The organism is Halalkalibacter sp. HAAS-P014 (genome assembly GCF_056619965.1).
On the sequence record NZ_JBWQTV010000011.1, the window covers coordinates 228,997 to 253,719 of the forward strand.

General features: G+C 36.2%; 23 protein-coding genes and 1 riboswitch. Of the genes, 4 read left to right on the forward strand and 19 right to left on the reverse strand.

Features of this window, described 5'->3' with window-relative positions; all coding sequences use genetic code 11:
- Positions 1–105 precede the first annotated feature (105 nt).
- Positions 106–840: a cytochrome c biogenesis CcdA family protein gene (locus tag AC1FXZ_RS09740; protein ID WP_480052990.1), complete on the reverse strand. Its 735-nt coding sequence runs from the start codon at positions 838–840 to the stop codon at positions 106–108.
- A 230-nt stretch (positions 841–1,070) separates the two neighbouring features.
- Positions 1,071–1,223, forward strand: a riboswitch (cyclic di-AMP (ydaO/yuaA leader).
- A gap of 60 nt (positions 1,224–1,283) precedes the next feature.
- On the opposite strand from AC1FXZ_RS09740, the gene AC1FXZ_RS09745 reads away from it, so the two are divergent.
- Positions 1,284–1,949, forward strand: coding sequence for a potassium channel family protein (locus tag AC1FXZ_RS09745; RefSeq protein ID WP_480052992.1), 666 nt, complete (start codon positions 1,284–1,286; stop codon positions 1,947–1,949).
- A gap of 65 nt (positions 1,950–2,014) precedes the next feature.
- Here AC1FXZ_RS09745 and AC1FXZ_RS09750 read toward each other — a convergent pair whose 3' ends face one another.
- The 6 genes from AC1FXZ_RS09750 to AC1FXZ_RS09775 form a co-directional block, all read right to left on the reverse strand.
- Positions 2,015–3,424 (reverse strand): sensor histidine kinase, encoded by a 1,410-nt coding sequence (locus tag AC1FXZ_RS09750; RefSeq protein ID WP_480052994.1) that lies wholly within the window; start codon positions 3,422–3,424, stop codon positions 2,015–2,017.
- A 4-nt stretch (positions 3,425–3,428) separates the two neighbouring features.
- Positions 3,429–4,118 (reverse strand): response regulator transcription factor, encoded by a 690-nt coding sequence (locus AC1FXZ_RS09755; protein ID WP_480052996.1) that lies wholly within the window; start codon positions 4,116–4,118, stop codon positions 3,429–3,431.
- Between the two features lie 158 nt (positions 4,119–4,276).
- Positions 4,277–5,131, reverse strand: a complete 855-nt coding sequence (lgt, locus tag AC1FXZ_RS09760; protein ID WP_480052998.1) for a prolipoprotein diacylglyceryl transferase — start codon at positions 5,129–5,131, stop codon at positions 4,277–4,279.
- A gap of 215 nt (positions 5,132–5,346) precedes the next feature.
- Positions 5,347–6,246, reverse strand: a complete 900-nt coding sequence (locus AC1FXZ_RS09765; RefSeq protein WP_480053000.1) for a F510_1955 family glycosylhydrolase — start codon at positions 6,244–6,246, stop codon at positions 5,347–5,349.
- Positions 6,247–6,415: 169 nt separating this feature from the next.
- Positions 6,416–7,615, reverse strand: coding sequence for an alanyl-tRNA editing protein (locus AC1FXZ_RS09770; protein ID WP_480053002.1), 1,200 nt, complete (start codon positions 7,613–7,615; stop codon positions 6,416–6,418).
- A 125-nt stretch (positions 7,616–7,740) separates the two neighbouring features.
- Positions 7,741–8,001: a metal-sensitive transcriptional regulator gene (locus AC1FXZ_RS09775; RefSeq protein ID WP_480053004.1), complete on the reverse strand. Its 261-nt coding sequence runs from the start codon at positions 7,999–8,001 to the stop codon at positions 7,741–7,743.
- Positions 8,002–8,358: 357 nt separating this feature from the next.
- Here AC1FXZ_RS09775 and AC1FXZ_RS09780 point away from each other — a divergent pair, with 357 nt between their 5' ends.
- On the forward strand, positions 8,359–8,652 hold the full coding sequence (locus tag AC1FXZ_RS09780) for a hypothetical protein (RefSeq protein ID WP_480053006.1): 294 nt from the start codon (positions 8,359–8,361) through the stop codon (positions 8,650–8,652).
- Positions 8,653–8,936: 284 nt separating this feature from the next.
- Positions 8,937–9,254: a hypothetical protein gene (locus tag AC1FXZ_RS09785; protein ID WP_480053008.1), complete on the forward strand. Its 318-nt coding sequence runs from the start codon at positions 8,937–8,939 to the stop codon at positions 9,252–9,254.
- Between the two features lie 60 nt (positions 9,255–9,314).
- Here AC1FXZ_RS09785 and AC1FXZ_RS09790 read toward each other — a convergent pair whose 3' ends face one another.
- The 5 genes from AC1FXZ_RS09790 to AC1FXZ_RS09810 all read right to left on the reverse strand — a co-directional run bounded on the left by AC1FXZ_RS09790 (position 9,315) and on the right by AC1FXZ_RS09810 (position 14,476).
- Positions 9,315–9,833, reverse strand: a complete 519-nt coding sequence (locus tag AC1FXZ_RS09790) for a gamma carbonic anhydrase family protein (protein ID WP_480053010.1) — start codon at positions 9,831–9,833, stop codon at positions 9,315–9,317.
- Between the two features lie 157 nt (positions 9,834–9,990).
- Positions 9,991–11,349, reverse strand: coding sequence for an MFS transporter (locus AC1FXZ_RS09795; RefSeq protein WP_480053012.1), 1,359 nt, complete (start codon positions 11,347–11,349; stop codon positions 9,991–9,993).
- 116 nt (positions 11,350–11,465) lie between these two features.
- Complete coding sequence (locus AC1FXZ_RS09800; protein ID WP_480053014.1) at positions 11,466–12,752, reverse strand: TRAP transporter large permease; 1,287 nt, start codon at positions 12,750–12,752, stop codon at positions 11,466–11,468.
- Between the two features lie 43 nt (positions 12,753–12,795).
- Positions 12,796–13,314, reverse strand: a complete 519-nt coding sequence (locus AC1FXZ_RS09805) for a TRAP transporter small permease (protein WP_480053016.1) — start codon at positions 13,312–13,314, stop codon at positions 12,796–12,798.
- 100 nt (positions 13,315–13,414) lie between these two features.
- Positions 13,415–14,476 carry a TRAP transporter substrate-binding protein gene (locus AC1FXZ_RS09810; RefSeq protein WP_480053018.1) on the reverse strand — a complete coding sequence of 354 codons (1,062 nt, stop codon included), beginning with the start codon at positions 14,474–14,476 and terminating at the stop codon, positions 13,415–13,417.
- Between the two features lie 365 nt (positions 14,477–14,841).
- Here AC1FXZ_RS09810 and AC1FXZ_RS09815 point away from each other — a divergent pair, with 365 nt between their 5' ends.
- Positions 14,842–15,756, forward strand: coding sequence for a LysR family transcriptional regulator (locus AC1FXZ_RS09815; protein WP_480053020.1), 915 nt, complete (start codon positions 14,842–14,844; stop codon positions 15,754–15,756).
- A 234-nt stretch (positions 15,757–15,990) separates the two neighbouring features.
- On the opposite strand, the gene AC1FXZ_RS09820 is transcribed toward AC1FXZ_RS09815, so the two are convergent.
- The 7 genes from AC1FXZ_RS09820 to AC1FXZ_RS09850 all read right to left on the reverse strand — a co-directional run bounded on the left by AC1FXZ_RS09820 (position 15,991) and on the right by AC1FXZ_RS09850 (position 24,624).
- The gene (locus AC1FXZ_RS09820) at positions 15,991–16,962 is read right to left on the reverse strand and encodes an electron transfer flavoprotein subunit alpha/FixB family protein (protein ID WP_480053022.1); all 972 of its coding nucleotides are present in this window, start codon (positions 16,960–16,962) and stop codon (positions 15,991–15,993) included.
- Positions 16,963–16,982: 20 nt separating this feature from the next.
- Complete coding sequence (locus AC1FXZ_RS09825; protein WP_480053024.1) at positions 16,983–17,747, reverse strand: electron transfer flavoprotein subunit beta/FixA family protein; 765 nt, start codon at positions 17,745–17,747, stop codon at positions 16,983–16,985.
- A 102-nt stretch (positions 17,748–17,849) separates the two neighbouring features.
- On the reverse strand, positions 17,850–19,457 hold the full coding sequence (locus AC1FXZ_RS09830; RefSeq protein ID WP_480053026.1) for an acetate--CoA ligase: 1,608 nt from the start codon (positions 19,455–19,457) through the stop codon (positions 17,850–17,852).
- Between the two features lie 168 nt (positions 19,458–19,625).
- On the reverse strand, positions 19,626–20,861 hold the full coding sequence (locus AC1FXZ_RS09835) for an acyl-CoA dehydrogenase family protein (RefSeq protein WP_480053027.1): 1,236 nt from the start codon (positions 20,859–20,861) through the stop codon (positions 19,626–19,628).
- 448 nt (positions 20,862–21,309) lie between these two features.
- Complete coding sequence (locus AC1FXZ_RS09840; RefSeq protein ID WP_480053029.1) at positions 21,310–22,725, reverse strand: Na+/H+ antiporter NhaC family protein; 1,416 nt, start codon at positions 22,723–22,725, stop codon at positions 21,310–21,312.
- Between the two features lie 169 nt (positions 22,726–22,894).
- Positions 22,895–23,494: a response regulator gene (locus AC1FXZ_RS09845; RefSeq protein ID WP_480053031.1), complete on the reverse strand. Its 600-nt coding sequence runs from the start codon at positions 23,492–23,494 to the stop codon at positions 22,895–22,897.
- The gene (locus AC1FXZ_RS09850; protein ID WP_480053033.1) at positions 23,491–24,624 is read right to left on the reverse strand and encodes a sensor histidine kinase; all 1,134 of its coding nucleotides are present in this window, start codon (positions 24,622–24,624) and stop codon (positions 23,491–23,493) included. Before AC1FXZ_RS09850 ends, AC1FXZ_RS09845 begins: the two co-directional genes overlap by 4 nt.
- Positions 24,625–24,723 lie beyond the last annotated feature (99 nt).

A 24,723-nucleotide genomic window follows, 5' to 3' on the forward strand; every position in this document is an offset into this window, starting at 1 on the left:
TGGTTTAATTGAGACAAGCATAGAAGGTTCAATTGTTACATGCACATTGTTTCTGTTTAAGTGGGAAAAGCATAGCATGGTACTGCACCCCAGCCTTTTACCTGCTTACAGCCCCCAATAAGCAATAGTATCTAGAACCCCCAATATAATTAAAAAGATTCCTGCAAATTGCTGTATCCTCTTTCCGATCGTTCTTCCTTTTTTCATAAATGCTCCACTTAAACCAAATGTCCAGATCAAATACATCGTAATGAATAAAGGAATCGAAGTACCAAACGAAAACACAGTTGGCAAAATAAACCCATATGAAGTAGAAAGTGTTAATGGCATTAACAAGAAGAAAAAGATAGAGAACATTGTTGGACAAAATCCTAAGGAAAAACTACTGCCTAATAGAAACGCCCCCCACTTACCTCCTTTTTTTCCCTCTATCATTTTTGAATTAAGGCCTATTGACCATTTCCACGTAATTACACCAACTAAATATAGACCAATTAAGATAAAAATAGGCCCAAGAGTTTTTCGGATCCAAGGAAGATAACCAATTAGGTCTTGTTGAAATTCTGCCCCTAATATCCAGACAATCAGCCCTAGTCCTGAAAAAACAACAACTTTTCCAAATTGAAAGAAAATCACCTCTGACCAAGGGATGGACTTTTGAATGGAGCGATTCCCATATAGGGTAATCGCTCCAATATTCCCTGTAAACTGACATGGAGCAGCAGCAGCAAGCACTCCTATAACAAACGCCGATAGAATTGGGAGGTGCTCGGTACCATACGTCAGTTGAATTAATGGGTCATATAATAATCGGCTAATGGCATTAAATACATCATACATACTACTAACCCCACTTTATTAAGTCACAGAATCTTTTAGTGAAAACTTAATTCATCCGTAACGATATTAACATTTATTTATTAAGAAAATATGAAGAAGCCACTGTGCAGTAAAAAAAACAGTATTCGATCAGCGCACCCAACTTTTACAAAATAGTTTATTATTGCTGATAACCAGTAAAATATGTATTGACAAGCTGAAGAAAGAGGAGTAAATTCTCTATTAGTTAAAACATATAGAAACTTTTAATCAATGTACTGGTAACGAGGTAACCGATTCTTGGTGGCTAAATTACCACCTTTGGGTGAATTTTACTTAGTAAGAAGGGATTCTCTCAGTCCCTAATCCGACAACTAACCTAGTCAGCTTTATTTTTAGAGAGAAGAGGCATAGACCATTTCTTTGTGATGGTCTATTTTATTTTGCAAAAGAGGTGGAGAAATATGGCAAATATAAAAAAACAATTTGCTGTTATCGGTTTGGGCCGGTTTGGAGGTAGTGTTTGCAAAGAGCTATATAAAATGGGACACCAAGTATTAGCGATCGATAATCGAGATCATAAGGTGAATGAGTTTGCACAATTCTCTACTCATGCTGTAATTGCAGATTCTACTGATGAAAACTCATTACAATCTCTAGGTATTCGCAACTTTGAAAATGTCATAGTTGCAATTGGAGACAATATTCAATCGAGCATTTTAACGACTCTTGTATTAAAAGAGATGGAAGTTGAAAATGTTTGGGTGAAAGCACAGAACGCGTATCACCACAAAGTACTCGAAAAAATAGGAGCAGACCGAATTATCCATCCTGAGCATGATATGGGAGTTAGGATCGCGCAACATTTAACTTCCGAAAAAATTGTTGATTATATTGAGTTATCTGATGAATATAGCATTGTTGAATTATTGGCAACTAGCAAGGTACATAATCGCTCACTTATAGATTTAGATGTTCGTGCTAAATTTGGGTGTACGATCTTAGCGATTAAACGTGGAGAAGATATTAATGTCTCGCCATTTCCAGATGATGTAATTTTTGAAAAAGATATTCTCATTGTCATTGGACATAAGAGCGATCTAAAACGCTTTGAAGATGATGGATTGTAATGATATGGAACCAGAAACGTTAATCCAAACAGCCATATATATCAAAAGGAACTTAAACATCCTATTTAAGTTCCTTTTTGAATACGAGACTTAGAATTATATAGTCGAATTTTGAAAACCGTTCCTACATTTAAAGAACTATTAACATCAATTGTCCCCCCATGCAATTCAATAATTTGTTTGGTAATTGCTAATCCTATTCCACTGCCCCCATGCTTCGTAGAACGTGATTTATCCACCCGGTAAAAACGTTTCCATATGTGTGGAAGGTCTTCAGCTGGAATCCCCTCCCCATTGTCTTCAATTATAATTTGGATTTCATCTTCTGACTTCTCAATTCTAATTTCAATTTTCCCGGATGTATTAGTGTGACGAATACTATTCATTACTAAATTTAATAACGCTCGTTCAAATTTATCCTGATCTATTTGAGCAACAACTTCTGGTTTATTGGAAGATACAAGTAGCTCTATTTTTTTATCAGCTGAGGCAAGTTTTGCCTTCTTAGTTGTTTCATGAATAAACTCTACCAAATCAACTTCTTGAATATTCAACGGAACCTTTCCTTCTTCTAGCTTCATTAGCTGAAAAAGATCTTTCACAAGTCCCTCCATACGAATCGCTTCTTGATAAATAATTGATGCCTGATCTTGAACAAGGTCTGGTTCTAGCTTTTGATCTTTTAACAAAGAAGCATAACCTTTAATATAGGTCAAAGGTGTACGGATGTCATGAGAAACATTAGTAAGAAATTGTTGCCTTGTGTCTCTATATTCTTTCAATTGTCTAGCCATCGAAGAAATATCTTTTAATAAATGATCTATTTCATCATTTCCTTTACTTGATAATTGTACATCAAAATTTCCTTTCGCGATCTCCTTGGTTAAATTTTGTGCATTCGTTAGAGGTAACGTTACCCTTTTTGATAAGAGAACAATTAAAATACCTGATAATAATAATGTGATGAGTCCCATAAACGTTGTAATAGCTAGAAGCGTCCACCGAGCCTCCTCAAAACTACCTGTGTCTTGATCTATAAATAAATACCCTATCACTTCCCCCTCAATTTCAATCGGTTCAAACGCCCAAATATGAGGGATATGTTCTTTCATTATATTAACAAATTCTGTTTTTTTATTAGCATATGCCAAAGTATCCAAAAGCCAGTTTTGATAAAGGTCAAGCATCTCATTCGATATTTGTTGAGTACTTGCACTAACATTGAAATCAGCATCAAACACAATAAATGTATTCTCTTCGTTTCTTTGCTCCATTATAATTACATGTTCAATTGTTTCTTGGAACGTGTGTGTCTCTAAAATCTCACGATGGGCATCAAGTCTAAATTCAATATCCCTTTGGAGTTGATCTTTATAAAATGTTTTTGAAAGGATATAAAAGGACGTTCCCATTATACAAACAATCATTAGAGTTGACGTAAATACAAGCAATGCTAATTTTGTCGATAATTTCATTGGATCAATCCTTCAATTGTGGAACTTTGTACCCGATACCCCAAACTGTTTCTACTACTGTTTTTTCAACCCCTGCTTTTCGTAATTTATCACGAATATTTTTTATATGGGTATCAATATTTCGAAAATCTCGATCATCGGACTCGTCCCATACAAGAAAAAAAAGTTGTTCTCTTGTATACACACGTCCAGGGTTTGAGAAAAGATGAACAAAAATTTGATACTCTTTTTTTGTAAAAGAAATCATGTCTTGGTTATAAACAACCATATGTTGCGACTGATCGACAGTAATTCCATACATCCCTTTACTTTTTCCTGCCTGCAGAGAAGGGTCTGCCCGTCTTAGTACGGCATTTACTCGAGCAACAAGCTCTTTCGGTTCAAACGGTTTTGTAATATAATCATACGCCCCAAGATTTAACCCTTCCACTACCTGATCTGTCTCCCCTATAGCAGAAATAATAATCGTTGGGAGTAGACAATTGCGTTCGCTTAAATTCTTTAGTACTTCAAATCCATCCATCTCAGGCATCATAATATCGAGCAACATCAAATCATATTGATTTCTCTCACATAATTCAAGTGCTTCCTTTCCAGAATTAGCAGTTGCTACTTCAAATTCAGTTGACTTAATACATAGTTTCAGTAATGCTTGCATTTGTTGTTCATCATCGACAATGAGTATATTCTTCATTGTTCTCACCTCATTAATTGTAAATAATTATAACAAGATTCTTACAGCCCCCTATTATTATAACAATATTTATAATTATTAATTTCCAACCATTCTTAATAAGAAAATGCTGACCAAAATGGACAGCATTTGTTCTTATTTCAAAAGAAGAAATTTTCTTAGGAAACTTTTTTCTTTTTTCTTTTCTTTTTACCTTGTTTATCAGTATCTAAATATCCCACCGTCGCTAATCCCTTTGTTCGACGATACACCCAAGCAACAATTGCACCGACAATTAGAATAATAGAAATGACTTGCGCCGTACGCAAAGCATCTCCTATCATTAAATTATCTAACCTCATACCTTCAATATAAAATCGCCCGATAGAATACCAGATTAAATAACTGTAAAAAATTTCACCCTGCTTTAGATTAAGTCGTCGAAGGTATAATAATACGACAACCCCTAACAAATTCCAAATTGATTCATATAAAAAGGTCGGGTGGTAATAAGTACCATTAATATACATTTGATCAATGATAAAAGTAGGTAACATCATACCCTCTAGAAACTCTCTCGTTACTGGTCCTCCGTATACTTCTTGATTCATAAAGTTACCCCAACGTCCAATTGCTTGAGCAATTAACACACTTGGTGCTACGATATCTAGTAATTTCAGAACCGGTATATTTCGTTTTTTTGCAAAAACAACAGCGGTTAAAGCTCCACCAATTAACCCCCCGTGTATCGCTAAGCCTCCCTCCCAAATAGCAAAGATTCTTAATGGCTCATCGACGTAATGTTCGAATCGAAATATAACATAGTATAATCTAGCACTAAGAATCGAGATAGGTAAAGCCCAAATAAGAAAATCAGCAAACGTATCCTTTGGCAATCCTCTCCTACCCGCTTCCCTTGTTGCCATAATATAACCGATAGCAACTCCTAAACCAATAAGTAAACCATACCAATGAATTGTTAAAGGGCCTATCTCAAGAAATATTGGATTTAATGGTTGAATCTGTTCTTCCATTCTTTTCCTCCTCTTTTCCTATTAACATACTGAATCATTTAAAATACTTTTTCACTATTTGATTGTACACAAAAAACTTTTTATATTCTATTTAAACGAATTATTCCATGGTAAGCTCTACATGATTACTTTATACACCAGTTAAATGAAGAAAGGATAAACGCTATATAAACTTCATTTATCCCTCTACAAATTTTCTAAGAATATTTATTTTTTTACCTTACTTGCCCTTCTTCTGCTAACACTTCCCATGTTTCTCCAAAATCTGATGTTTCAAAAATACTTTGCATTAATGACCCTAGCACCAACTTTTGATCATCGGTTGGGTGATTGCTTATATACATTACATAGTCATTTTCTAACTCAAAGTTTAATGATTTCCACGTTTCCCCAAAATCTTCACTGAAATACAAACCCTCTTTTTCACCCATAAGATATGCAACTAACTCTTCTGAATCAGAATTAACTGTTCGTAAGGCACTTGCACTAAATTTGCTTTCTTTTACACTCCAGGTCAGCCCTCCATCGGTTGATTCATATAACCCTACCTCAGTTCCCGCTAGTAAATGATCTGGAGATTGTGGATGAGTTGTAAGGGAAAGAACTTCAGCTAATGGTACCGATAGTCCAGTTACCTCAAGCATGTCCCAGTCATATCCACCATTGTTTGATCTGTACATATTTGAATTGTATACGTCAATTCCATACATGATTTCCCGGTTCTCCTCGTTTATATGCAATAGATGAAAATCCACTTCTTTATATAGCGCAATCGGTTCCCATGTTTCTCCTGAATCATAACTAATGATGACTCCTAAAGGATCAACTAAGTCTGACTGAATACCAGGGTGGCCACTTGAAATCATAGTTTCCTTATCTTTGATTGTATACCCCATGAAGTCGTGCTGGTGTTCAGGTTCACCCACTAGATCCCAACCATCCTCATTAATAGTAATCAGGCCATGATGCGTAGCTAAAAACACACCCTCACCACTTTGGGAGTACTCCAAACCATGAATATGCGTAAATGAATCAACCTCGCTTAAATCATTTGAACATGCTGTGAAGATCAATAGTAAAGCAATAATGCCCATAGTTATTATTCCTGTTTTCATTAATCTGTCCCCCTCTATGATAATTCTCTGTCTCCTCTCACTTCTCATAGTTGTCTACTTTAACAAAGAATTATGAAGAAATGATGAAGGTAATAGAACTTTATTGATTACATCAAATGTCATAGGAAAATCACCGGAATTACCATTTCAATATTATCTTCCATAAAACTTATCCTATATGATGAATTATTTCCTTCATTAAATGTTCGGGTGTAATGACCCGATCTCCTCCACCTTGAGCAAATGCCGAACTCCCCCCACCTTTGCCATTAATTTGAGGTAAGACAAGCTTCACTAGCTGATTCATATTAAGGTTTAATTCGTTGCTTCTTGAACAAATCAGTTGCAGCTTACAATCAGTTTCATTTATAAACAGCACTAACATATCATTTGTTTTCATCGTAATTTCTTTTGCCAATTGCTGCAATTCAGAAATGGAGCGATTTTTAAATGTAGCTTGAACGATTTTATGGTCACGATGTAACTGTGCTTTAGCAATAGATTGATTCGCTTCATATTCGATAAGCTTCATTCGTAACTCATCAACTGTTTTTTCAAGATCTTTTTGTTGCTGTAGGATGCGAATTGTCGCTTCCTGCATTTTTTCTTGTGGTGCATTTAAAACAGACGTTAAGCTTTGAATGACCTTTTGTTTTTCATGAAGCTGTTTATTCACCCTGTTTCCACAAACAAAATGAACGCGAATGTTCTTCTTTTGCTTTTCCCAATGCAAAATTTTAATGGAACTTACCTGACCAGTTGATTGAGGGTGTGTTCCACCACAGCCGTTAAAATCAAACTCAGGAATGATGACTAGACGTATATTTTCTGATACGGACAGCTCTTTTCTTAGCTTATAATTTTCCAGCTCTCCTTCTGTTATCCATTTTGCTTCTATCGGCCGATTTTCAAGAATAATGTTATTGGCTTTGCTTTCTACTTGGCTAGCTTCCTGATCAGTAAGATGATCTACTTGAAGGTCAATTGAACAAGTCTCCTTTCCCAAATGGAAGCTAATGGTTTTGAGGGAATAGAGATCTTCAAAGGCTGCTGATAAAATGTGCTGTCCAGCGTGCTGTTGCATATGATCAAAACGTCGCTCCCAATCAATTTCTCCAACGCACTCGTGATATAATTCAATACGCTCCTCTAAAAAATGACGAATTTCTCCGTCAACTTCCTCAACATCATAAACATGAACACCATTTAACGTACCAGTATCATGAGGCTGTCCACCACCAGTCGGATAAAAAGCTGTTTTTTCTAGAACAACATATATACGCCCTTTTTCGTCCTGCCCCTGTTTCTGAAACTTAGTTGTAAAAGAACGAATGTATTGGTTTTGATAATATAACTTTTCAGTTTCCATATTTCCCCTCACCTTTGTGGTACCATTTTATAGTAACTTTATCATAGTAAAGGCCCACTAAAAAGCATCCAGTGGATGTTTTTTAGTGGGCTGGATTGGGTTGTTCTACACTTAAAACCCCGTCCTTATCTACTTTTTACAAGTAAATTAACTGCTTCTTGAATAAACTCTTCAGTATCTTTGCCTTTTTCAATTTGCTCCCTAACACAGTGCTCTAAGTTCGAACTTACAACAACTCCAATTGTCCGATCTAATGCATTTCTAGCAGCAGACATTTGCGAAACAAGTTCTCTACAATCTTTTTCCTCTTCCATCATTCGTAGGATCGCTTTTACTTGACCTTCTACACGCTTTACTCTATTTTTCATTTGGTCAGTGTATTCCATCCCTTTTCACTCCTATTCATGAAACATACTATCTTTATCATCTTAATATTATCCTTCTATATTGTATACCCCTGTTAGTATTTCATCAAGCTCCACTTAATATTGTAAGCAGTAACTAATCCTCACTTCAAAACCCAACATCTGTATGCCCTTTTCAAAAACACTTCTGAACTTAGGTATAATGTACACAAAGTTTGTGATAAAATGATAACAATAATATATATAGGGAGTCGTAAATTGTGGAAAGCTCTAAAGGTCGTCCCATTTTGGACATACTGTTTTTACTTTACGCTTATTTTGAAACTAGAGCTTTTTTGTCGCTCCCTCTAAGATTAGTAAAAGAGAGGTACATAAACCATGAACAACGAAGAATTTGAAGTATTAGTGCAAAAAGCAATAGAAGTTGCCCCTCAGTGGATTAAAAAGGATCTTGAAAACGTACTGAAAAAAGAAGGAGATAAAGTAAGAATTAGTGGGGTTATCAGTTTTCTATATAATCAATACTCTTTTAATTTGGCACATATTTTTGCAGCCATGCACCGTAATGATGATTGGGCTGTATTATCGCGCGAAAGACTTAATTATATCGACAACAATATAGATTTCATACAAATACTGTTAGATGAGATGAAAAAAGATAAGAAGAAGTAACTTCCATTACCTTAATTCTGAACCAGTGATGCTGCACATGTGAATTTCTGATGTAACAATAACTGATTACCTTTCATAAGATAGTAAAAACACGCATGATGATTCCGGATCAACTCTCGGATGAATGTGTGTTTCTTTACTATAAATTAAACGTACTACTCCCCCTATATCCCAGTTTTTCTCTTTTCTAATTATACTTACCAAACTAAGTTTTAACTTAAAAGTATTTGAAAATATGATATCATTTGAATAAATCGTTAAATCATGGGATAAGGAGTGAGCGCATGACTTTTGATGAAAGAAAAGCAATTCAATTACGTATGGAACAAATTGTCCGAGAACGAGAAAGGTTACAAGATGAATATACACATTTATTTGCTAGACTAAGAGAAATTGATCAACGTGATTTCAAGCATGTTTCTCATCAGCAAATAGAAAATGCTCCGGAAGTAACTGATGTATCACCGAGCACACAAGAAAATGAGAAACCATTACAATGGGAGGATATGAATGTTGATGATCTTCCAGAAGGCAAGATCGATACGAAAGAGTTTGATGATCGATTAGATCAATTACAATCCTTCCTAGAGAACGAAAAGTAACTTTTCTCTAAAAGTGCCTAACCTCATTGCTCAATGAAGGAATCAGGCACTTTTTTTCAATTATAGGTTTTGTAATTCTTCTCTATACTCTTGGCCTCTCTTCACGTATGTATCAATAGAGAGTTGAATTAACTCTAAATCCTTTTCTTCAAGAGGACGCACGACCTTAGCTGGTGAGCCCAGCACCAATGAACGAGGAGGAATTTTTTTACCTTGTGGTATGAATGCATTTGCTCCAATGATACATTCTTCTCCTATTTCGACCCCATCTAGTATCGTTGAGCCCATCCCAATTAAAGACCTCTTCCCGATTTTACAACCATGAATAATTGCATTGTGTCCTATCGTTACCTCATCTTCAACGATTACAGGCATCCCTTCATATAAATGAAGAGTCACATTATCTTGAACACTGCATCTTTTCCCAATCTCAATTCTACCTTCATCACCACGTAACACCGCATTAAACCAAATACTTGACTGCTCACCGACTACAACATCTCCAATAACCTTCGCTCCAGGTGCAATAAAGACCGAATCATCCACAACTGGAGATATTCCCTTATATTTATAAATCATTCAAAACACTCCTTTTAGTTATTGTTTACTAATCTTACATTCAACACTAAGAATACGTTTCCTTCTAAAACAATACACATTTCGATTTTTGTACAATTATGAAGAGCAACAGAACATTAGGCAATTTTTACACAATATAACAAACCTCTGCACAAATTTATTCTACTTTAATCTCTCCTTTTCCCTTCAATAAAGAACGCACCTCATTTGTCGACGATTTTTTATACCAAAGGAGTAAACATAATGAAACAATGTTCACACTCAATAAAATAGCATAGATGGATTGATAGGAAACGCGATGATATAAATCAAGTTGAATCGATAAAATGAATCCACAAAAAGCAACAGATAATGAGCTTCCTAGAATCTGTATAAGTTGCATGAGTCCTGCCCCTGAACTTACAAGTGGTTGAGGTAAGATTCGTAATGTTTCATTATTCAATGCTGCTAACAATGCTGAACAAGCAGGTGCAAAAAAGAGATAGCCAAACAGAAATATCACTGGAGTACTTGTAAGTGTGTACGAAAAAATTCCCATTACTGCCGTTGTCAAAAGCAGCCCAAATAATAAGATCGATAAACTTCCATATTGATCAATCCAACGACCGATAAAGTGGGTTGATAGTGCCGCAACAATTGCACCAGGTGCAATCCACAACCCTATGCTTAGAGGTGATTGACCATAATGGTCTGCAAGTGCTAGTGGCATAATAAATAAATTACCTAAATAAACGATCAAAACACCAAAGTTAACCGCAGCAAGCCTACGATAACTTGCCATCTCTAGTAACTTTGAATTTATTAATGTTTCTTTCTTGCTTTTTAAATGCAATGCGTGAGCGATAAAAGATATAACACAAATAAAAAGCCATATAACCGAGCGCTGAGTTAAAGCAATGAGAATTGTCGTTGTGTTCACAATCGTCAAAAAAGCACCGAATGTATCAAATTGGAATGTTTCTATTTTTTCTCGTGGAATCAGGTGTAATAACAAAGGGATCGCAATGAATATCAGACAAGTGACAGCAAACAATCCACTCCAACCAAAATACTCACTTACGACGCCCCCTACTAACGGACCTAACCCAAAAGCCAAGGAACCTCCTGCTGAGATTAATGCAATAGCTCTTCCACGCCTACTTTCAGGAATATATCTTCTTATAAAAATAATGCAGAGACCCGTAACAGAACCAGCACCAATAGATTGTAATATCCTTGCTGATAACAAACTGTAAAAATCCCAAGCAAAAAAACCAAAAATAGAGGATAATCCAATGGTTAGTAGACCCGTCGTTAACAATGAACGAAGAGGTAAATAATCAGATAAGCTACTAAAAATAAGTGTAGACAATGCAAGTCCGATTGAATAACCTGATATAATCCAAGACGCAGACTCTGCCGAAATACCCATATCAACGATAATACTAGGTACAGAAACGTTAAACATTGTCGTATTCATTACAGCGATGAATGTACAAAACATAAGTAACAACATAATCAGTTGTTTGTTATTCATTAAGTTCACACCAAACTTTTGAATTTACAAACCTTGTACTCTTGTCTCTCTTAACGTACGCATCAATAGAAAGTTGATTTAACCTAAATCCTTCTCATTAGAAATATTAAGAAATCTTAAAAACTACTAAACAGATTTGGTAGAAAAAGACTTATTTGAGGAATATATGTGATAATAAGTAATACAACAATGGCCGTAATAAAAAATGGTGTGAGCGCTTTCGTCATTCGATCAAGTGGTACTTTTGTTATACCAGAAACAATAAATAAACTTAGTCCCATTGGTGGTGTAATCATTCCAATCGCTAAATTAAAGCTCATGACTAACCCAAAATGTACAGGATCGATACCTAATTGACCTAAGATAGGAATGAACACTGGGACTAAAATCAAAATGGCCGAGAAGGGTTCTAAGAACATCCCAATTATTAATAGAATAATATTAATTAAGATTAATAGAATAATTGGATTTTCTGATATGCTCAATAATAACGAAGCGAACATTTGTGGGATTTGCTCGATCGACATTACCCAACCAAAAAGGTTCGCTGTTGCCGCAATGATCATGATCGTTGCTGTTGTCACACTAGCTTTAATAAAGATATTCGGGATTGCTTTCCAAGTTAATTCTTTATAAATGAACATGCCGATAATAAAAGCCAATAAGCAACCGATGACCCCCGCTTCCGTCGCTGTAAACATCCCAGTAATAATTCCTCCCATAATACCAAATGGAATTAATAACGCTGGAACGGTTGACCAAAAACTTCTGAAAATATTAGGAAGTGAAGACCTAGGTTCTCTCTGAAAATTATTCTTTTTCGCATAAAAGAAAGCTGTTATACATAAGGCCAACATCATGATAATTCCTGGTAAAATTCCTGCTAAGAATAGAGCACTTACGGAAATACCTGCTGCTACTGCATAAAGGATGAAAATAATACTAGGTGGAATAATTGGCCCTAAAACAGAAGAAGCTGCACTAACAGCCGACGAATATTCATTATTATAACCACTTTTTCTCATCTCAGGCACAATTGATGTACTCGTAATCGCTGCAACTGCATTAGAAGAACCTATAATTGAAGCTAAAAAACCACTCGCACCAATGTTGACATAAGCTAAGCTACCATGAACGTGTCCAAGCAAAGTATGAAAGAAGTTAATAATTCGTTTCGTAATGCCTCCTGAATTCATCAATTCTCCAACCAACATAAAAAAGGGAATCGCTAATAAACTGAAATTATCTGCAGAAACAAACATTCTTTGAGGAATATTTACTAAATAACTTAACTCTCCACTTAACAAAATATAAAGCAAGGATCCAAGGCCTAAAGCAAATGCTACTGGAAGACCTATAAATATCGTTAATAGAAAGAATACGATGACAATCGTTATCGTCAAAAACCTCACCTCTTTGGTTTAAAATGATCGTACAATCTATTGATTACATCGTTGTATAATCCTTCTGCTCATTGGAATGCACATGTTTAGTTCCTTTGTCTCTTTGTAAAAGCTCTTTTAAATAAACGATTGTATATAATATGATTAGTCCCATCCCAATTGGTATAGCGGCATATAAAATGGGCATAGGTATATTTAACGTTGGTGACGTTTGATAGAAAACAATTGGTTGAGACATCAGTTTAAAACCGTAAATCAACGCAATGGTACAAAATACTAATATAAACAGTTGAATTACAATCGAAAGGATTACCTTAAGAACACCACTTACCTTTCGCTCTAACATATCAAAAGCTGCAAGACCTTTCTCACGATAGGCAACACTTGCACCAATAAAAGTCGACCATACTAATAAAATACGAGCGAGTTCTTCCGCCCATTGAAACGAATAATTGAGCATAGAACGACTAAACACTTGCATAATGAGTACAACCATCATAATCGCCATAAAAACAAACAAGCAATATCTGGAGAAGCGATAAATAAATTCTACTATTTTCATAACATCTCCCCTAAACTTTTGTAGATCAAAAGGAGATATACCTTTTGATCTACTTAATTGTCATGTTCTAATAAAGGTCAGTGACAACCTCTTTCGATCATTAATATTCTTCATTCAACTCATTAATCAATTCAAACATTTCATTTACAATTGGATGTGTATTTGAATATTTCTCAAATACAGGGTTAAGTTTTTCATCAAAACCGGTACGATCCACTTCTTCTACAATTGTTAATCCCATTTCTTTGAGATCATCTAAATAACTAGCATTGTACTCTTTAATCATTTCATACATATGATCTTCAGTCTCAATCGCTGCTTCTTCAAGCGCAGTTTGGTATTCAGTTGGAAGATTGTTAAAATCATCTAAATTTATCACTAAGAAATGTGGCCAAGGAAGTGCATTTATCATTGAGATATGTTCTACCACTTCACCCATTCTTTCTGTGACCCATGATGCAGGTTGTAAGGCACCAGCATCAATGACACCTGTATTTAAGGCATTATACATTTCTGAATAAGGCATTGGTGTTGGGTTCAGACCTAGAGCAGCGTAAGCTTCTACTAACATACTGTTCTCTGATGAACGGATTGATACTCCTTTTAGGTCGTCTAGGTTGTGGATGGGATGTGTGTTCGTACCGATTTGAAACATCCCCGTTGTAATAAAGCCGAGACCTTTTATATTAAACTTCTCAAGTTCTTTAAAGGCATCTTGTTTGACGACATCAGCTTTGAAAAGATTGTACTCTACATCTTCATTCTCAATTAAAAATGGCATACTAAACGCCTCAAAAACAGGTGTGAAGTTTCCTAGTATTCCTACACTAAGTGCACTCATACTTAAAGATCCATTCGAAATGTTTTCAGCCATGTCACGATCTCCACCCAGTTGCGCTCCAGGATAAATATCAATTGTTACTTTACCATCTGTTTTTTCACTAACCTTCTTTGCAAAATACTCTGATCCCAAATTAGATGCCGATTGGTCTGCTCCCACATGACCAAGTCTAATCGTAATAGACTCATGTTGTTCGCTGTTCGAATCGTTACTAGTATCACCAGAACCTTCACTACTTTCGTTACTTGTTGTAGCTTCTCCCCCACACGCTACTAGTACTAGAAACATTGACACAACCAAAAATAACATGACATTTCTCATAGAGAACCCCCTCTTTTCAAATTAAAATCTATAGATTGTTCATACTCCCAACTGGATAACACCCTCAAATATGCAGTTTAAGCACTTTTGTAAACGCTGTCATTTTTTTGGAAACTTAATGGGTAATTTAAAAATTATCTCTATTTCTCATATTTATAACTGTGTTGTTGAAAGCCTCCGACTCTTCAAATTGCTTTTTATAGTTTATTAATCTCTTATATTCAACACCTAGAATGCGTCCCCTTTCTAAAACACAAAATATTTTGACTTTTCTATAATCAAGTATATAATTCAATATATACTAAGTAAATGTACTTTTTCTTAACGTATATTCAATTTTTCCTATTGAAAGAGGTTGATAAAGGATGCATATAGACCAGCTTGACTATATTATCGAAGTCGCCAAAACAGGTTCTATCTCTGAAGCTGCACAAAATCTTTTTGTCTCAACTGCTACGATCAGCCAGTCCATTGTTAATTTCGAAAAGAAATACGGAGTAAAAGTGTTTAACAGATCGAGAGTCGGATCAAAGCCAACTGAAAAAGGAAGAATTATCATAGAAAAAGTATATGATATAAAATCAAAAATGGAAGAGTTAGAAAGAGAAGCACAATCCCTCAATTCACAATTAGAACGCGAGCTAAAAATTGTAAGCAGCCCTAGTGTCTTATTAACAATCTTACCAAAAGCAATTGCAACTTTTAAAAAGAAACAACCGAATACAACTATTAGTATTATTGAGCAACAAAACGTCATTGATTATATCCAAAAAAATGACATTGATATGGGCTTCTTATCTGTTGATGAAATTGGCTGGATTAAAGCAGCTAATACGTTTAAAAACATTCTTCACTTTGATACTTTGTTTCAAGGAAGAATGTACGTATGCGTTAATAAAGAGTCTTCGCTAGCCTTCAAAGAAGAAATTACTCCTTCAGATATACTTGATCAAACTTTTATTATACATACAATTACGAAACCGATTTACGATGATATCGTCGAACAATACGGAAAAGTTAAAATTCTATTTGAAACACAAAATACCGAAATCATCAAAAAATCAATTAGTGAAGGAATTAGCATCAGCATTCTTTCTGAGTTTTCCATTCGAAGCAATACAAACCTAATTGAAGACAATATGATCGCAATTCCTTTAGTAAACTATGAACGCTCAAATTTAACGTGCGGGTATATACGCTCTAAGAAACGATACTATTCATCTGCAGCAAGAGATTTCCTCCGAACGATCCAAGATCAAATATCGGAGGGCTATTATTAAACTAGTTAATAGCACTACTAGAAGAACACAAAGTTCAGCGAGGTGGGGGGCTCTCTGTTCATAGTTGAAGTGATCTGTCACCTTTAGGTTTGCTATTCTGCCTAGTTTAATGAATTTCTATCTAAACCAGATGTAAAAATAAATAGCGAGCAATAACTATCGTCACCCCTAACATCGTGATATACACGGGAGGATGAAATCAAAAGCATTCCCATCCTCCATCCTCTCTTCTGATTAATTTGCAACTAAAGCCTCCTTTAATTCTTCTATTAATATTGGTATTACTTCAAATAAATCTCCTACAATTCCATAATCTGCAATTTCAAAAATTGGTGCCTCCGAATCTTTGTTAATAGCAATGATCGCTTTTGAACTCGACATTCCAGCAACATGCTGAATAGCTCCTGAAATTCCGATGGCAATATATAAATCGGGTGTGACGACTTTACCGGTCTGACCTATTTGCAAAGAATAATCACAGTACTCAGCATCACAGGCCCCCCTCGAAGCTCCAACTGCTCCACCTAATAGTTCAGCAAGTTCCTGCAACGGTTTAAACCCTTCTTCTGATTTCACCCCTCGTCCTCCAGAGACGATGACTTTCGCTTCAGAAAGGTCAATGCCACCCGTTGATTTACGAACAACATCTTTAACAATTGTTCGTAAATCTTTAATTTCAATAGAAAGTTCCTCAACCTCTGCTGTTCCACCCGTTTCAACAGCAACAATATTATTAGGACGAATCGTCGCAAAAACAGGCCCATCGACTATCTTCTTCTTTTGAAAAGCTTTTCCTGAATATATTGGTTGAGTCAAGACAACTTCTCCATCCACTTTTTCAACTCGAATAACGTCTGATACAAGGCCTAAATCAAGGCGAGTTGCAATTCGTGGAGCAAGGTCTTTTCCAATGGAAGTATGTGGCAGTATAATGACATCTGGTTTCACATAGTCAATAACTTCACGCATCACTTGAAAATATCCATCTGTTGTATACGTATCGAGCTCCTGATTTTTGATTGCATACACTTTATCTGCTCCATACTTTTCCAACTTTTCAACGTGATCTAGTGCATCACTTCCTAATGATACAACTAGTACCTCACTATGACTCTCAATTTGTTTACCAGCTGTGATCGCCTCTAAGGTTACATTTCTAACACTTCCGTCTTTTATTTCAGCCAAGACAAGCACTCTTTTTTTCATTCATTGCGCCTCCTTTATTCCTAGATAACGTTTAATTCATTGCGAAATACACTGACTAGTTCCTTGACTTGCTTCCTCGTTTCCCCATCTAAAATACGCCCTGCTTTTTTCGCACTTGGCAAAACTGTTTCGATGATCACTGTTTTCGGCTCAAGTTCTTCCTCAAGGTCTAAATCATCAACATCTAGTCGCTCCATTGGCTTTTTCTTAGCTTTCATAATCCCAGGTAATGATGGGTATCTAGGTTCATTTAACCCTTGCTGTGCTGTTACCAATACAGGCAATAATACTTCAATCGTTTCAACATCTCCTTCTACATCACGTTCAATAGTAGCTTTTTCACCTGTAACTGCTAATTTAGTGATTGTTGTAACTTGGGCGATATTCAACTCTTCAGCTAAACGCGGCCCAACTTGACCAGATCCATTATCAACAGAAACATTACCACCTAAAATAATGTCGAATTCTCGCTCTTTTATGACAGCTGTTAGTATCTTCACTATCCCGTTTTCATCGAGTTCAACATCCTCTGTATCAACAATTACACCTTTGTCAGCCCCCATAGCCAATGCCGTTCGTAAGGCATTTTCTGCTCGTGGAGCTCCTGCTGTTATAACAGTTACTTCCCCTCCAAATTCATCCTTGAGTTTAACAGCTTCTTCAATTGCGTATTCATCATAAGGATTGATAATAAATTCAACCCCGTCCTCTTGTATATGCCCCTCTTTTAATATGAGTTTTTCCTCTGTATCAAATGTTTGCTTCATAATGACGATTATTTTCATATTTAACTAACTCCTTCCCTCAGTTAATTACAGAATACTCATAAAAAAACGAAGAACTCTGTCCCTTTCATTGCTATCTCGTTTAACTTCTTACTCAATGGATTACTCATTTTTCACGATAATTTGCTGCTTTTTTTGTTTTTCTAACAGACGTAACTGAGCTCTTTGTACTTTTCCTGTAATGGTTTTTGGGAGTTCATTAACAAATTCTATTTCTCTAGGATATTTATAAGCTGCTGTAATAGATTTCACATGATTTTGCAATTGAAAAATTAGTTCGTCACATGGAGTTGTATCTTCTTCTAAAACGATATACGCTTTAACAATTGATCCCCTAATTTGATCGGGGCTAGGAACAACTGCACATTCCTTTACATCCTCATGCATAAGTAATGCTTCTTCCACTTCTGCTGGCCCAATTGTATAACCGGAGCTAATAATAATATCATCCGCACGACCTTCAAACCAAAAATAGCCTTCTTCATCAACTTTTGCACGATCCCCAGTCATGTACCACTCTCCTAAAAAGGCAGCATCGGTTCGTTCGGGGTCATTATGATAGCCTCGAAAAAGGCCAGGTATACTGTGGTGAATCGCAATGACACCAACTTGATTTACAGAGCACGGATTCCCAAATTCATCGATCACTTTCACTTTATCTCCTAAAGTGGATCTACCAATTGATCCAATTTTTGCATTTTGATCATTTAAAGAAGTAATCACTAATGTACTTTCAGTCTGACCATACGCATCACCAACGAAAACATTAAAATTCTTTTTAAACGTATCAATCACATCTTTATTTAATGTTTCACCTGCACTAAGCGCATTTTTTAAATGAGGAAGCGAAAAACGCTCCAAACCTTTCATACTTGCAATAATGCGAAATTCTGTTGCCGAAGCACATAAAAAGTTCACATCATATTTTTGCAACAACTGTAAATACTTTACTCCATCTACAGGACCAAAATAGGATAAAACAGTTGAGCCTGTTCCTAATGTATTAATGAAAGCATTATGCACCCACTTCACCCAAGCAGGGCTTACTGTACTCCAAACTACATTTCCAGGAGCACCAATAACCCCCGTTCTTAATGAAAGAGCCTTATGAGCATAGGTCCAACCATGATCATGTACAACCCCTTTAGGGTTTCCAGTTGTACCAGATGTATAGCAAAGAAAAGCCTGATCAACTGCGCGAGTTGTTCCCTGCTCTAGCTCACTAGAAACTCCTTTTATCAAATCTTTGAAGTTATGCCAGCCTTCAACATTACTTCCAACTGAAATGAGATGTTTTAATCCAATAGTTTCAGTTAGAATATCATTAATTCGATTCGTGATTGAATGATAGCAAATAACTGCTTTTGCCTGTGAATGATTGATGCGATATAAAAGATCTTTTTGCATTAACATATCAGAGCCTGGTGAGATTACGAGCCCAATCTTTAATGCAGCAAGAAAAGCAATATACGTTTCGGGAATGCGAGGAAGAACAATAATCACCTTATCTCCCTTTGCTAACCCCATTTCTTTCAAAGCATTCGCAAATTGATTAGATAACTGACGAAGTTCCTGATAGCTATAAGTCTTTGTTTTTCCTTCCTCATCTTCCCAATAAAGAGCTGGAGTGCTTACGGTATCAGCAAAACGGTCTATATCCCAACCTAAGTTATAATCTTTCGGGGCTATCAATTCCAGGTCTGTACGCATTACTACCTCCTTCATATTGTTGCGAGTAATAATACTTCGAAAAACTTACCTTGATAGCTCTCAAAACGATCAAGGTAAGTAGAGACTAGGGACTAAATATGAACATAACTTTCTTTTTGTTGATTTTGACAACGCTTTCATTTACTAGCTAAAACAATACTTACTGTGTTAATTTCTAATTAAACTAGCACTCCCTGCCTTCATTAACTCTCCAACTTTCACCCTTTCATTCAGTAGGTTCGTTGCAATTGTACGGCGAAGCATTTCATCTGAACCTTCAAAAATACGCCAAATCCTCACTTCACGATACCAACGCTCAACCGGTGATTCTTTCGTATAACCAATACCACCATGGATTTGTAAAACATTGTCTACAACTCGATTAACCATATTTGCTGAATACAATTTAGAAATCGACGCCTGATGGCGGAATGACACGCTATCCTGCCCGGTTTTCCATGATCCTTCTTGCTCGGCCATCCATGCTGAGCGAAGAAAAATCCATTTAGCTGCTTCAATGTCAACTGCAGAATCTGCTATCATCCATTGAATCGCTTGACGATCTGCAATTGGCTTGCCAAAAGATACTCGATTGTTCGCCCACTCAATCGCCATATTTAATAATCGTTCAGCTCCACCAATGGCCCATGATGGAATAACCCAACCTCGATTATGATTTATAAAAACCATCGCATACTTAAACCCGTCTCCCACTTCACCGATAATGTTTTCCTCTGGAACACGTACATTATCAAATACTAGAGTTGCCGGTTCATGATGCTTCCCAGACATGACCGGAATCGGCTCTGAACGCCAGCCCATATCACGATCAACTAAAAAACAAGTTATTCCTCCTTTCATTCCTTTTTGTTTATCTGTTACCGCAAACACAATTGCAAAATCTGCTTCACTTCCATGAGTAATGTAAATCTTCTCCCCATTGATTACCCATTCATTTCCCTGCTTCACCGCAGTCGTTGACATTTGCGATGCATCGGAACCTGAGCTGGATTCCGTCAGAGCGAAACAAGCCACTTTATCACCATCGACAACAGGTTCTAAGTATTTTTTCTTCTGTTGGTCATTTAGTGCAATATATAATAAATTTGGAGCATGACCACCGAAGTCAAAAGGTACAATCGTTCTACCTAACTCCATTTGCATCAAAGCTGTCATCATTGGGCCTAAATTCGCACCACCATACTCCTCAGGAGCATTGATTCCCCAGAATCCAATATCTCTAGCTTTTAGCTGCAGCTTACGAAGTTCCTCATGAGAGATTCCTGGTCTCCCCTCACGTTCATTTCTTAAAACTTGATTTTCTAAGGGCATTAACTCTTTCTCAACAAAATCTCTCACCGTTTCCTGTACCATTCTCTCCTCATCAGTTAAACGAAAGTCCATAAATCATTCCCCACTTTCTTTTGATTAGTTAAGTATTTTGAATTATTTCAAAATTCTTAACTTTATTTTAGTTTAAGTTTTGTTCGGGGTAAATCAGTTATAATTTAAGGTACCTTCACATTTACCTAACCAATAATTAAATTCCAACCCATCTTACAATTTTTCACTATTAATAAATGCTATATCTTAAACCTAATCTTGAGAAACACTTGACTGTGTGACCATATGTTAGTTTGATCTCTTTTCCTTGTGTTAGTGGTTTAATATTCTATTTACTTTTATCTATTGTTCTTCAGTGAGGTGGTTACCTATTAGAATACAGCACTCCTTTCATGAAAGTACGATCACGATACTCATAGAAGAGTCTCAAAAAATGCCTAACTTCATCTTTTAATGATGAAATTAGGCATTTTCTAGAATTATAAAATTTTATGGAATTTGTTTACGTCTATAAAACAAATGTAACAGCTATATAAAGTCCCGTCGTAATTGCTGCAGCAATCAATGCCGGTTTCAACTTATATTTTGCATATTCGATAACAGAAAGCCCTAAGATTTTTGCGATCGTATTCGTATCATCACTTAAAGGAGAAGCAAAGGCCCCAAAAGCACCACTTGCAAATACGGATCCTATGACTAGAGGAAGAGAAACGTCCCCTACTGTTGCTAACGAAATCCCTAAAGGCATCAAAATTCCCCACGTCCCCCAAGCTGAACCAATGAAATAGGAAACTGCTGCTCCAAATACAAAGATCAGTGGAGCAATAAACATCTGTGGGATCCAGCCTGAATGTACAGTCACAAAGGCTGAGAACCCTAAATCATCCGTTATGGAAGAAAGCCCCCATACAATTGATAATAATAGGATTACAGACATTAATTCATTCCCACCATCTATAAAGCCGGCAATTAAATCATTTAATTTAAATTTTTGAAATAAATAAGAAGCAATCGAGATTAATATTGTAATCAGAAGTGCAACGACCATCGCATCAATCACATCAGCTTCTATAAACGCTTCAAAGAAATCATATCCTTGAACATGACCATCCCACCAGGTTAAGAATAATGTAAAGCCAATGACTAATACGAGTGGCAGTAAAAGATTCATTGGTTTAATCGGCAGCTCCTTTGCAACAGAAGGGTGACAATCATGCCAATCATCTTCCTCTTCTACTGTTTTCTCATCGATTTGCATCGGCGCTGTAGATTTTGTTTTTGAGCGATGAAAGAAACTTAAATATACGCCCAATAAAATAATTACAATTGAAAAAAAGTTAAACGGAATACTTTGAATAAAAAGTGAATAAGGATCTAACTCAATTCCTTGATTTTCCGTCGCGATCTGAATAATGGACACCATGTATCCTACAAAAGCCGTAGCTACAGGGATCAATACAATAATCGGCGTTGCCGTTGTCTCAATCACAAACCCAAGTTCAGCTGTAGTCATTTTTATTTTTTTTAGCAAGGCTCGCATAATTGGGGCGATTGTTACAAACCGAAAAGTAGGAGCAGCAAACGTTCCAATCGTGGATACATAAGTTAACAGCAGAGCTTGTTTTCTCGTTTGAATTTTTTCTGCTGCCTTCTCAACAAAGCCCCTTATTCCTCCTGTCATCTTAATCATACCAACGAGCCCTGAAAAAGCATATAAAAAGACAATAATTTTAATATTGTTGGTATCAATAAGTGCTTGTACAACATAAACAAACATCGTCTGGATACCACCAAAAACAGAAGGTTCCATAATATATGACCCAACCAATAAGCCAAGAAAAAGAGCAGGGAGTACTTGTTTCGTATAAATCGCTACCGGGATCACCACTAAAAACGGGACAATCGAAAGCCAACTTGATTCCATCACAATCACCTAACTTGTTCTAACGTAAATTTCGAAAAGTCATGCTATGTTAGCTTGTGATGCAATTGGAATATTATACTTCGGTAGTAAAGAAATCAAATCTCGACACAAAAAAGAGGCACCTCCAAGGTCCCCCTTATTACTTTGCACTGCATCTCTTTCTTAAACTTCACTTAAACCATCCTTTTTCTTTAAACCTTGCGATCGCTTCAATTCGGTTACCAACCTCTAGCTTATCTAATATCACTGAAATATAATTGCGTACCGTACCATTCGTTAACGAAAGCTCCTTTGCAATCTGATTCGTGCTTTTCCCATCAGCAATTAGCTCCATTACCTGCTTTTCTCGATTAGTCAGTGGATTTTTATCTTCATATGCTAAGTCCACTAACTCAGGAGCATAGATTTTCCTGCCATCCATGATGATCCGAATCGAGTTAGCTAATTCCTCACTCGGGCTGTCTTTTAACAAATAGCCACTCACTTCAGCTTTTCGTGCACGTTCAAAATAACCAGCTCGAGCAAACGTTGTTAAAATTATGACTTTACATGACTGTTCTACCATTTCTTCAGCTGCATCAAGCCCACTTTTAATCGGCATTTCAATATCCATAATACAAATGTCAGGCTGATGCTTCTTTACTAAAACCAATGCTTCTTCTCCATTCTTCGCCTTGCCGACCACTTCCATATCTTCTTCTAAATCAAGCAATGAACTAAGAGCTCCTAGCAACATTCGCTGGTCTTCGGCAATTACAATTCTAATCAAGTCAATCCCTCCAGTGTCGTTTGCTGGATGACATTCGGGACACGAATATCAACAATGGTTCCAGCTGATTTTTTGATTTCCAAGCTGCCATTTACAAATTCTAGCCGTTCTCGGATCCCACGAATTCCATATCCTTTGAAGGAATCAACCTCTTCTGAACCAATTCCATTATCTTGAATGATGATTTGCAATTCATCAGGAGACTCTTGAATGGTTACTTTACAGCAAGTTGCCTCGCTATGTTTAACGACATTTGTAACAGCCTCTTTCAAACACATACTTACAACATTTTCGACTAATAGTGGTGTGTTTACGAGCAGAGTACTTCCATCTATCTCAAAATCGATTTCGGCAGCCTTTAAGATTTGTTGAATATGAATAATTTCATCCTCCAGCTTTGCACCACGCATATCCGACACCATCTCACGGACTTCCTTTAAGGCCGTTCTAGCTGTTTGATTAATATCGCTGATTTCAACTTTTGCGGCATCCGGATTTCGCTCAATTAACTTTTTAGCCAAATCACTTTTTAAGCCAATCAATGATAATTTTTGACCAAGTGTATCATGCAAATCACGAGCAATCCGTTGACGTTCTTCCATAACCATCAATTCAGAAATTCTTTTATTGGCGTCTTCTAATTGACCTTCTAATTTTTCTCGTTTGATTCGATTATACGTATTAAACGGAAGCAAAATCACTCCGATCACCGAAATAATAATAAAAGGGAACTGAGCAAAGAACAACTCATTCTGCGTGAAAAAGCTTAAGCTCACTGCAATGACCGTCGTTAGCAAATGAACTACATACAATGTAAAGAACCCAATTTTGTTTTGAACATTACCTATGAAAAATGCTAGAAAAAGAGCAAAATAAACATAACCGTAAAAAAGTGTCATACCGATGCTTATGGCCATTTCAATGGCTACCCATAGATAGACAAGACCACCTTTGGTAGTAAATGATAATCGGTAGCTAAGAAAAAATAGCAGAATCATCAAAATCCCAAAAATAATTTCAATTGCTGAAGTAGAGCGGAAGATAAAATAAAATGGTAACAAACAAAAAATGATCCATACATAAATACTTAGTCCTGTATTTTTTGGAAAAAGGTTATACCAACTCTGCATAATAGCCTCCTCTCTTATTCTGCTAAAAAGCATCGTACGAGCCATAGTTCACTCATTTATCATACAATAATTAACTTCGTTTTGTCAGAACACTCTATA

Bases quoted from the DNA above. Each gene is read 5' to 3' on its own strand.
- AC1FXZ_RS09750 (WP_480052994.1), bottom strand. From the start codon at position 3,424: ATGAAATTATCGACAAAATTAGCATTGCTTGTATTTACGTCAACTCTA.
- AC1FXZ_RS09835 (WP_480053027.1), bottom strand. From the start codon at position 20,861: ATGGACTTTCGTTTAACTGATGAGGAGAGAATGGTACAGGAAACGGTG.
- AC1FXZ_RS09785 (WP_480053008.1), top strand. From the start codon at position 8,937: ATGACTTTTGATGAAAGAAAAGCAATTCAATTACGTATGGAACAAATT.
- AC1FXZ_RS09840 (WP_480053029.1), bottom strand. From the start codon at position 22,725: ATGGAATCAAGTTGGCTTTCGATTGTCCCGTTTTTAGTGGTGATCCCG.
- AC1FXZ_RS09780 (WP_480053006.1), top strand. From the start codon at position 8,359: ATGAACAACGAAGAATTTGAAGTATTAGTGCAAAAAGCAATAGAAGTT.
- AC1FXZ_RS09740 (WP_480052990.1), bottom strand. From the start codon at position 840: ATGTATGATGTATTTAATGCCATTAGCCGATTATTATATGACCCATTA.
- AC1FXZ_RS09770 (WP_480053002.1), bottom strand. From the start codon at position 7,615: ATGGAAACTGAAAAGTTATATTATCAAAACCAATACATTCGTTCTTTT.
- AC1FXZ_RS09765 (WP_480053000.1), bottom strand. From the start codon at position 6,246: ATGAAAACAGGAATAATAACTATGGGCATTATTGCTTTACTATTGATC.
- AC1FXZ_RS09820 (WP_480053022.1), bottom strand. From the start codon at position 16,962: ATGAAAAAAAGAGTGCTTGTCTTGGCTGAAATAAAAGACGGAAGTGTT.
- AC1FXZ_RS09830 (WP_480053026.1), bottom strand. From the start codon at position 19,457: ATGCGTACAGACCTGGAATTGATAGCCCCGAAAGATTATAACTTAGGT.
- AC1FXZ_RS09755 (WP_480052996.1), bottom strand. From the start codon at position 4,118: ATGAAGAATATACTCATTGTCGATGATGAACAACAAATGCAAGCATTA.
- AC1FXZ_RS09775 (WP_480053004.1), bottom strand. From the start codon at position 8,001: ATGGAATACACTGACCAAATGAAAAATAGAGTAAAGCGTGTAGAAGGT.
- AC1FXZ_RS09850 (WP_480053033.1), bottom strand. From the start codon at position 24,624: ATGCAGAGTTGGTATAACCTTTTTCCAAAAAATACAGGACTAAGTATT.
- lgt (WP_480052998.1), bottom strand. From the start codon at position 5,131: ATGGAAGAACAGATTCAACCATTAAATCCAATATTTCTTGAGATAGGC.
- AC1FXZ_RS09745 (WP_480052992.1), top strand. From the start codon at position 1,284: ATGGCAAATATAAAAAAACAATTTGCTGTTATCGGTTTGGGCCGGTTT.
- AC1FXZ_RS09790 (WP_480053010.1), bottom strand. From the start codon at position 9,833: ATGATTTATAAATATAAGGGAATATCTCCAGTTGTGGATGATTCGGTC.
- AC1FXZ_RS09805 (WP_480053016.1), bottom strand. From the start codon at position 13,314: ATGAAAATAGTAGAATTTATTTATCGCTTCTCCAGATATTGCTTGTTT.
- AC1FXZ_RS09795 (WP_480053012.1), bottom strand. From the start codon at position 11,349: ATGAATAACAAACAACTGATTATGTTGTTACTTATGTTTTGTACATTC.
- AC1FXZ_RS09815 (WP_480053020.1), top strand. From the start codon at position 14,842: ATGCATATAGACCAGCTTGACTATATTATCGAAGTCGCCAAAACAGGT.
- AC1FXZ_RS09810 (WP_480053018.1), bottom strand. From the start codon at position 14,476: ATGAGAAATGTCATGTTATTTTTGGTTGTGTCAATGTTTCTAGTACTA.
- AC1FXZ_RS09825 (WP_480053024.1), bottom strand. From the start codon at position 17,747: ATGAAAATAATCGTCATTATGAAGCAAACATTTGATACAGAGGAAAAA.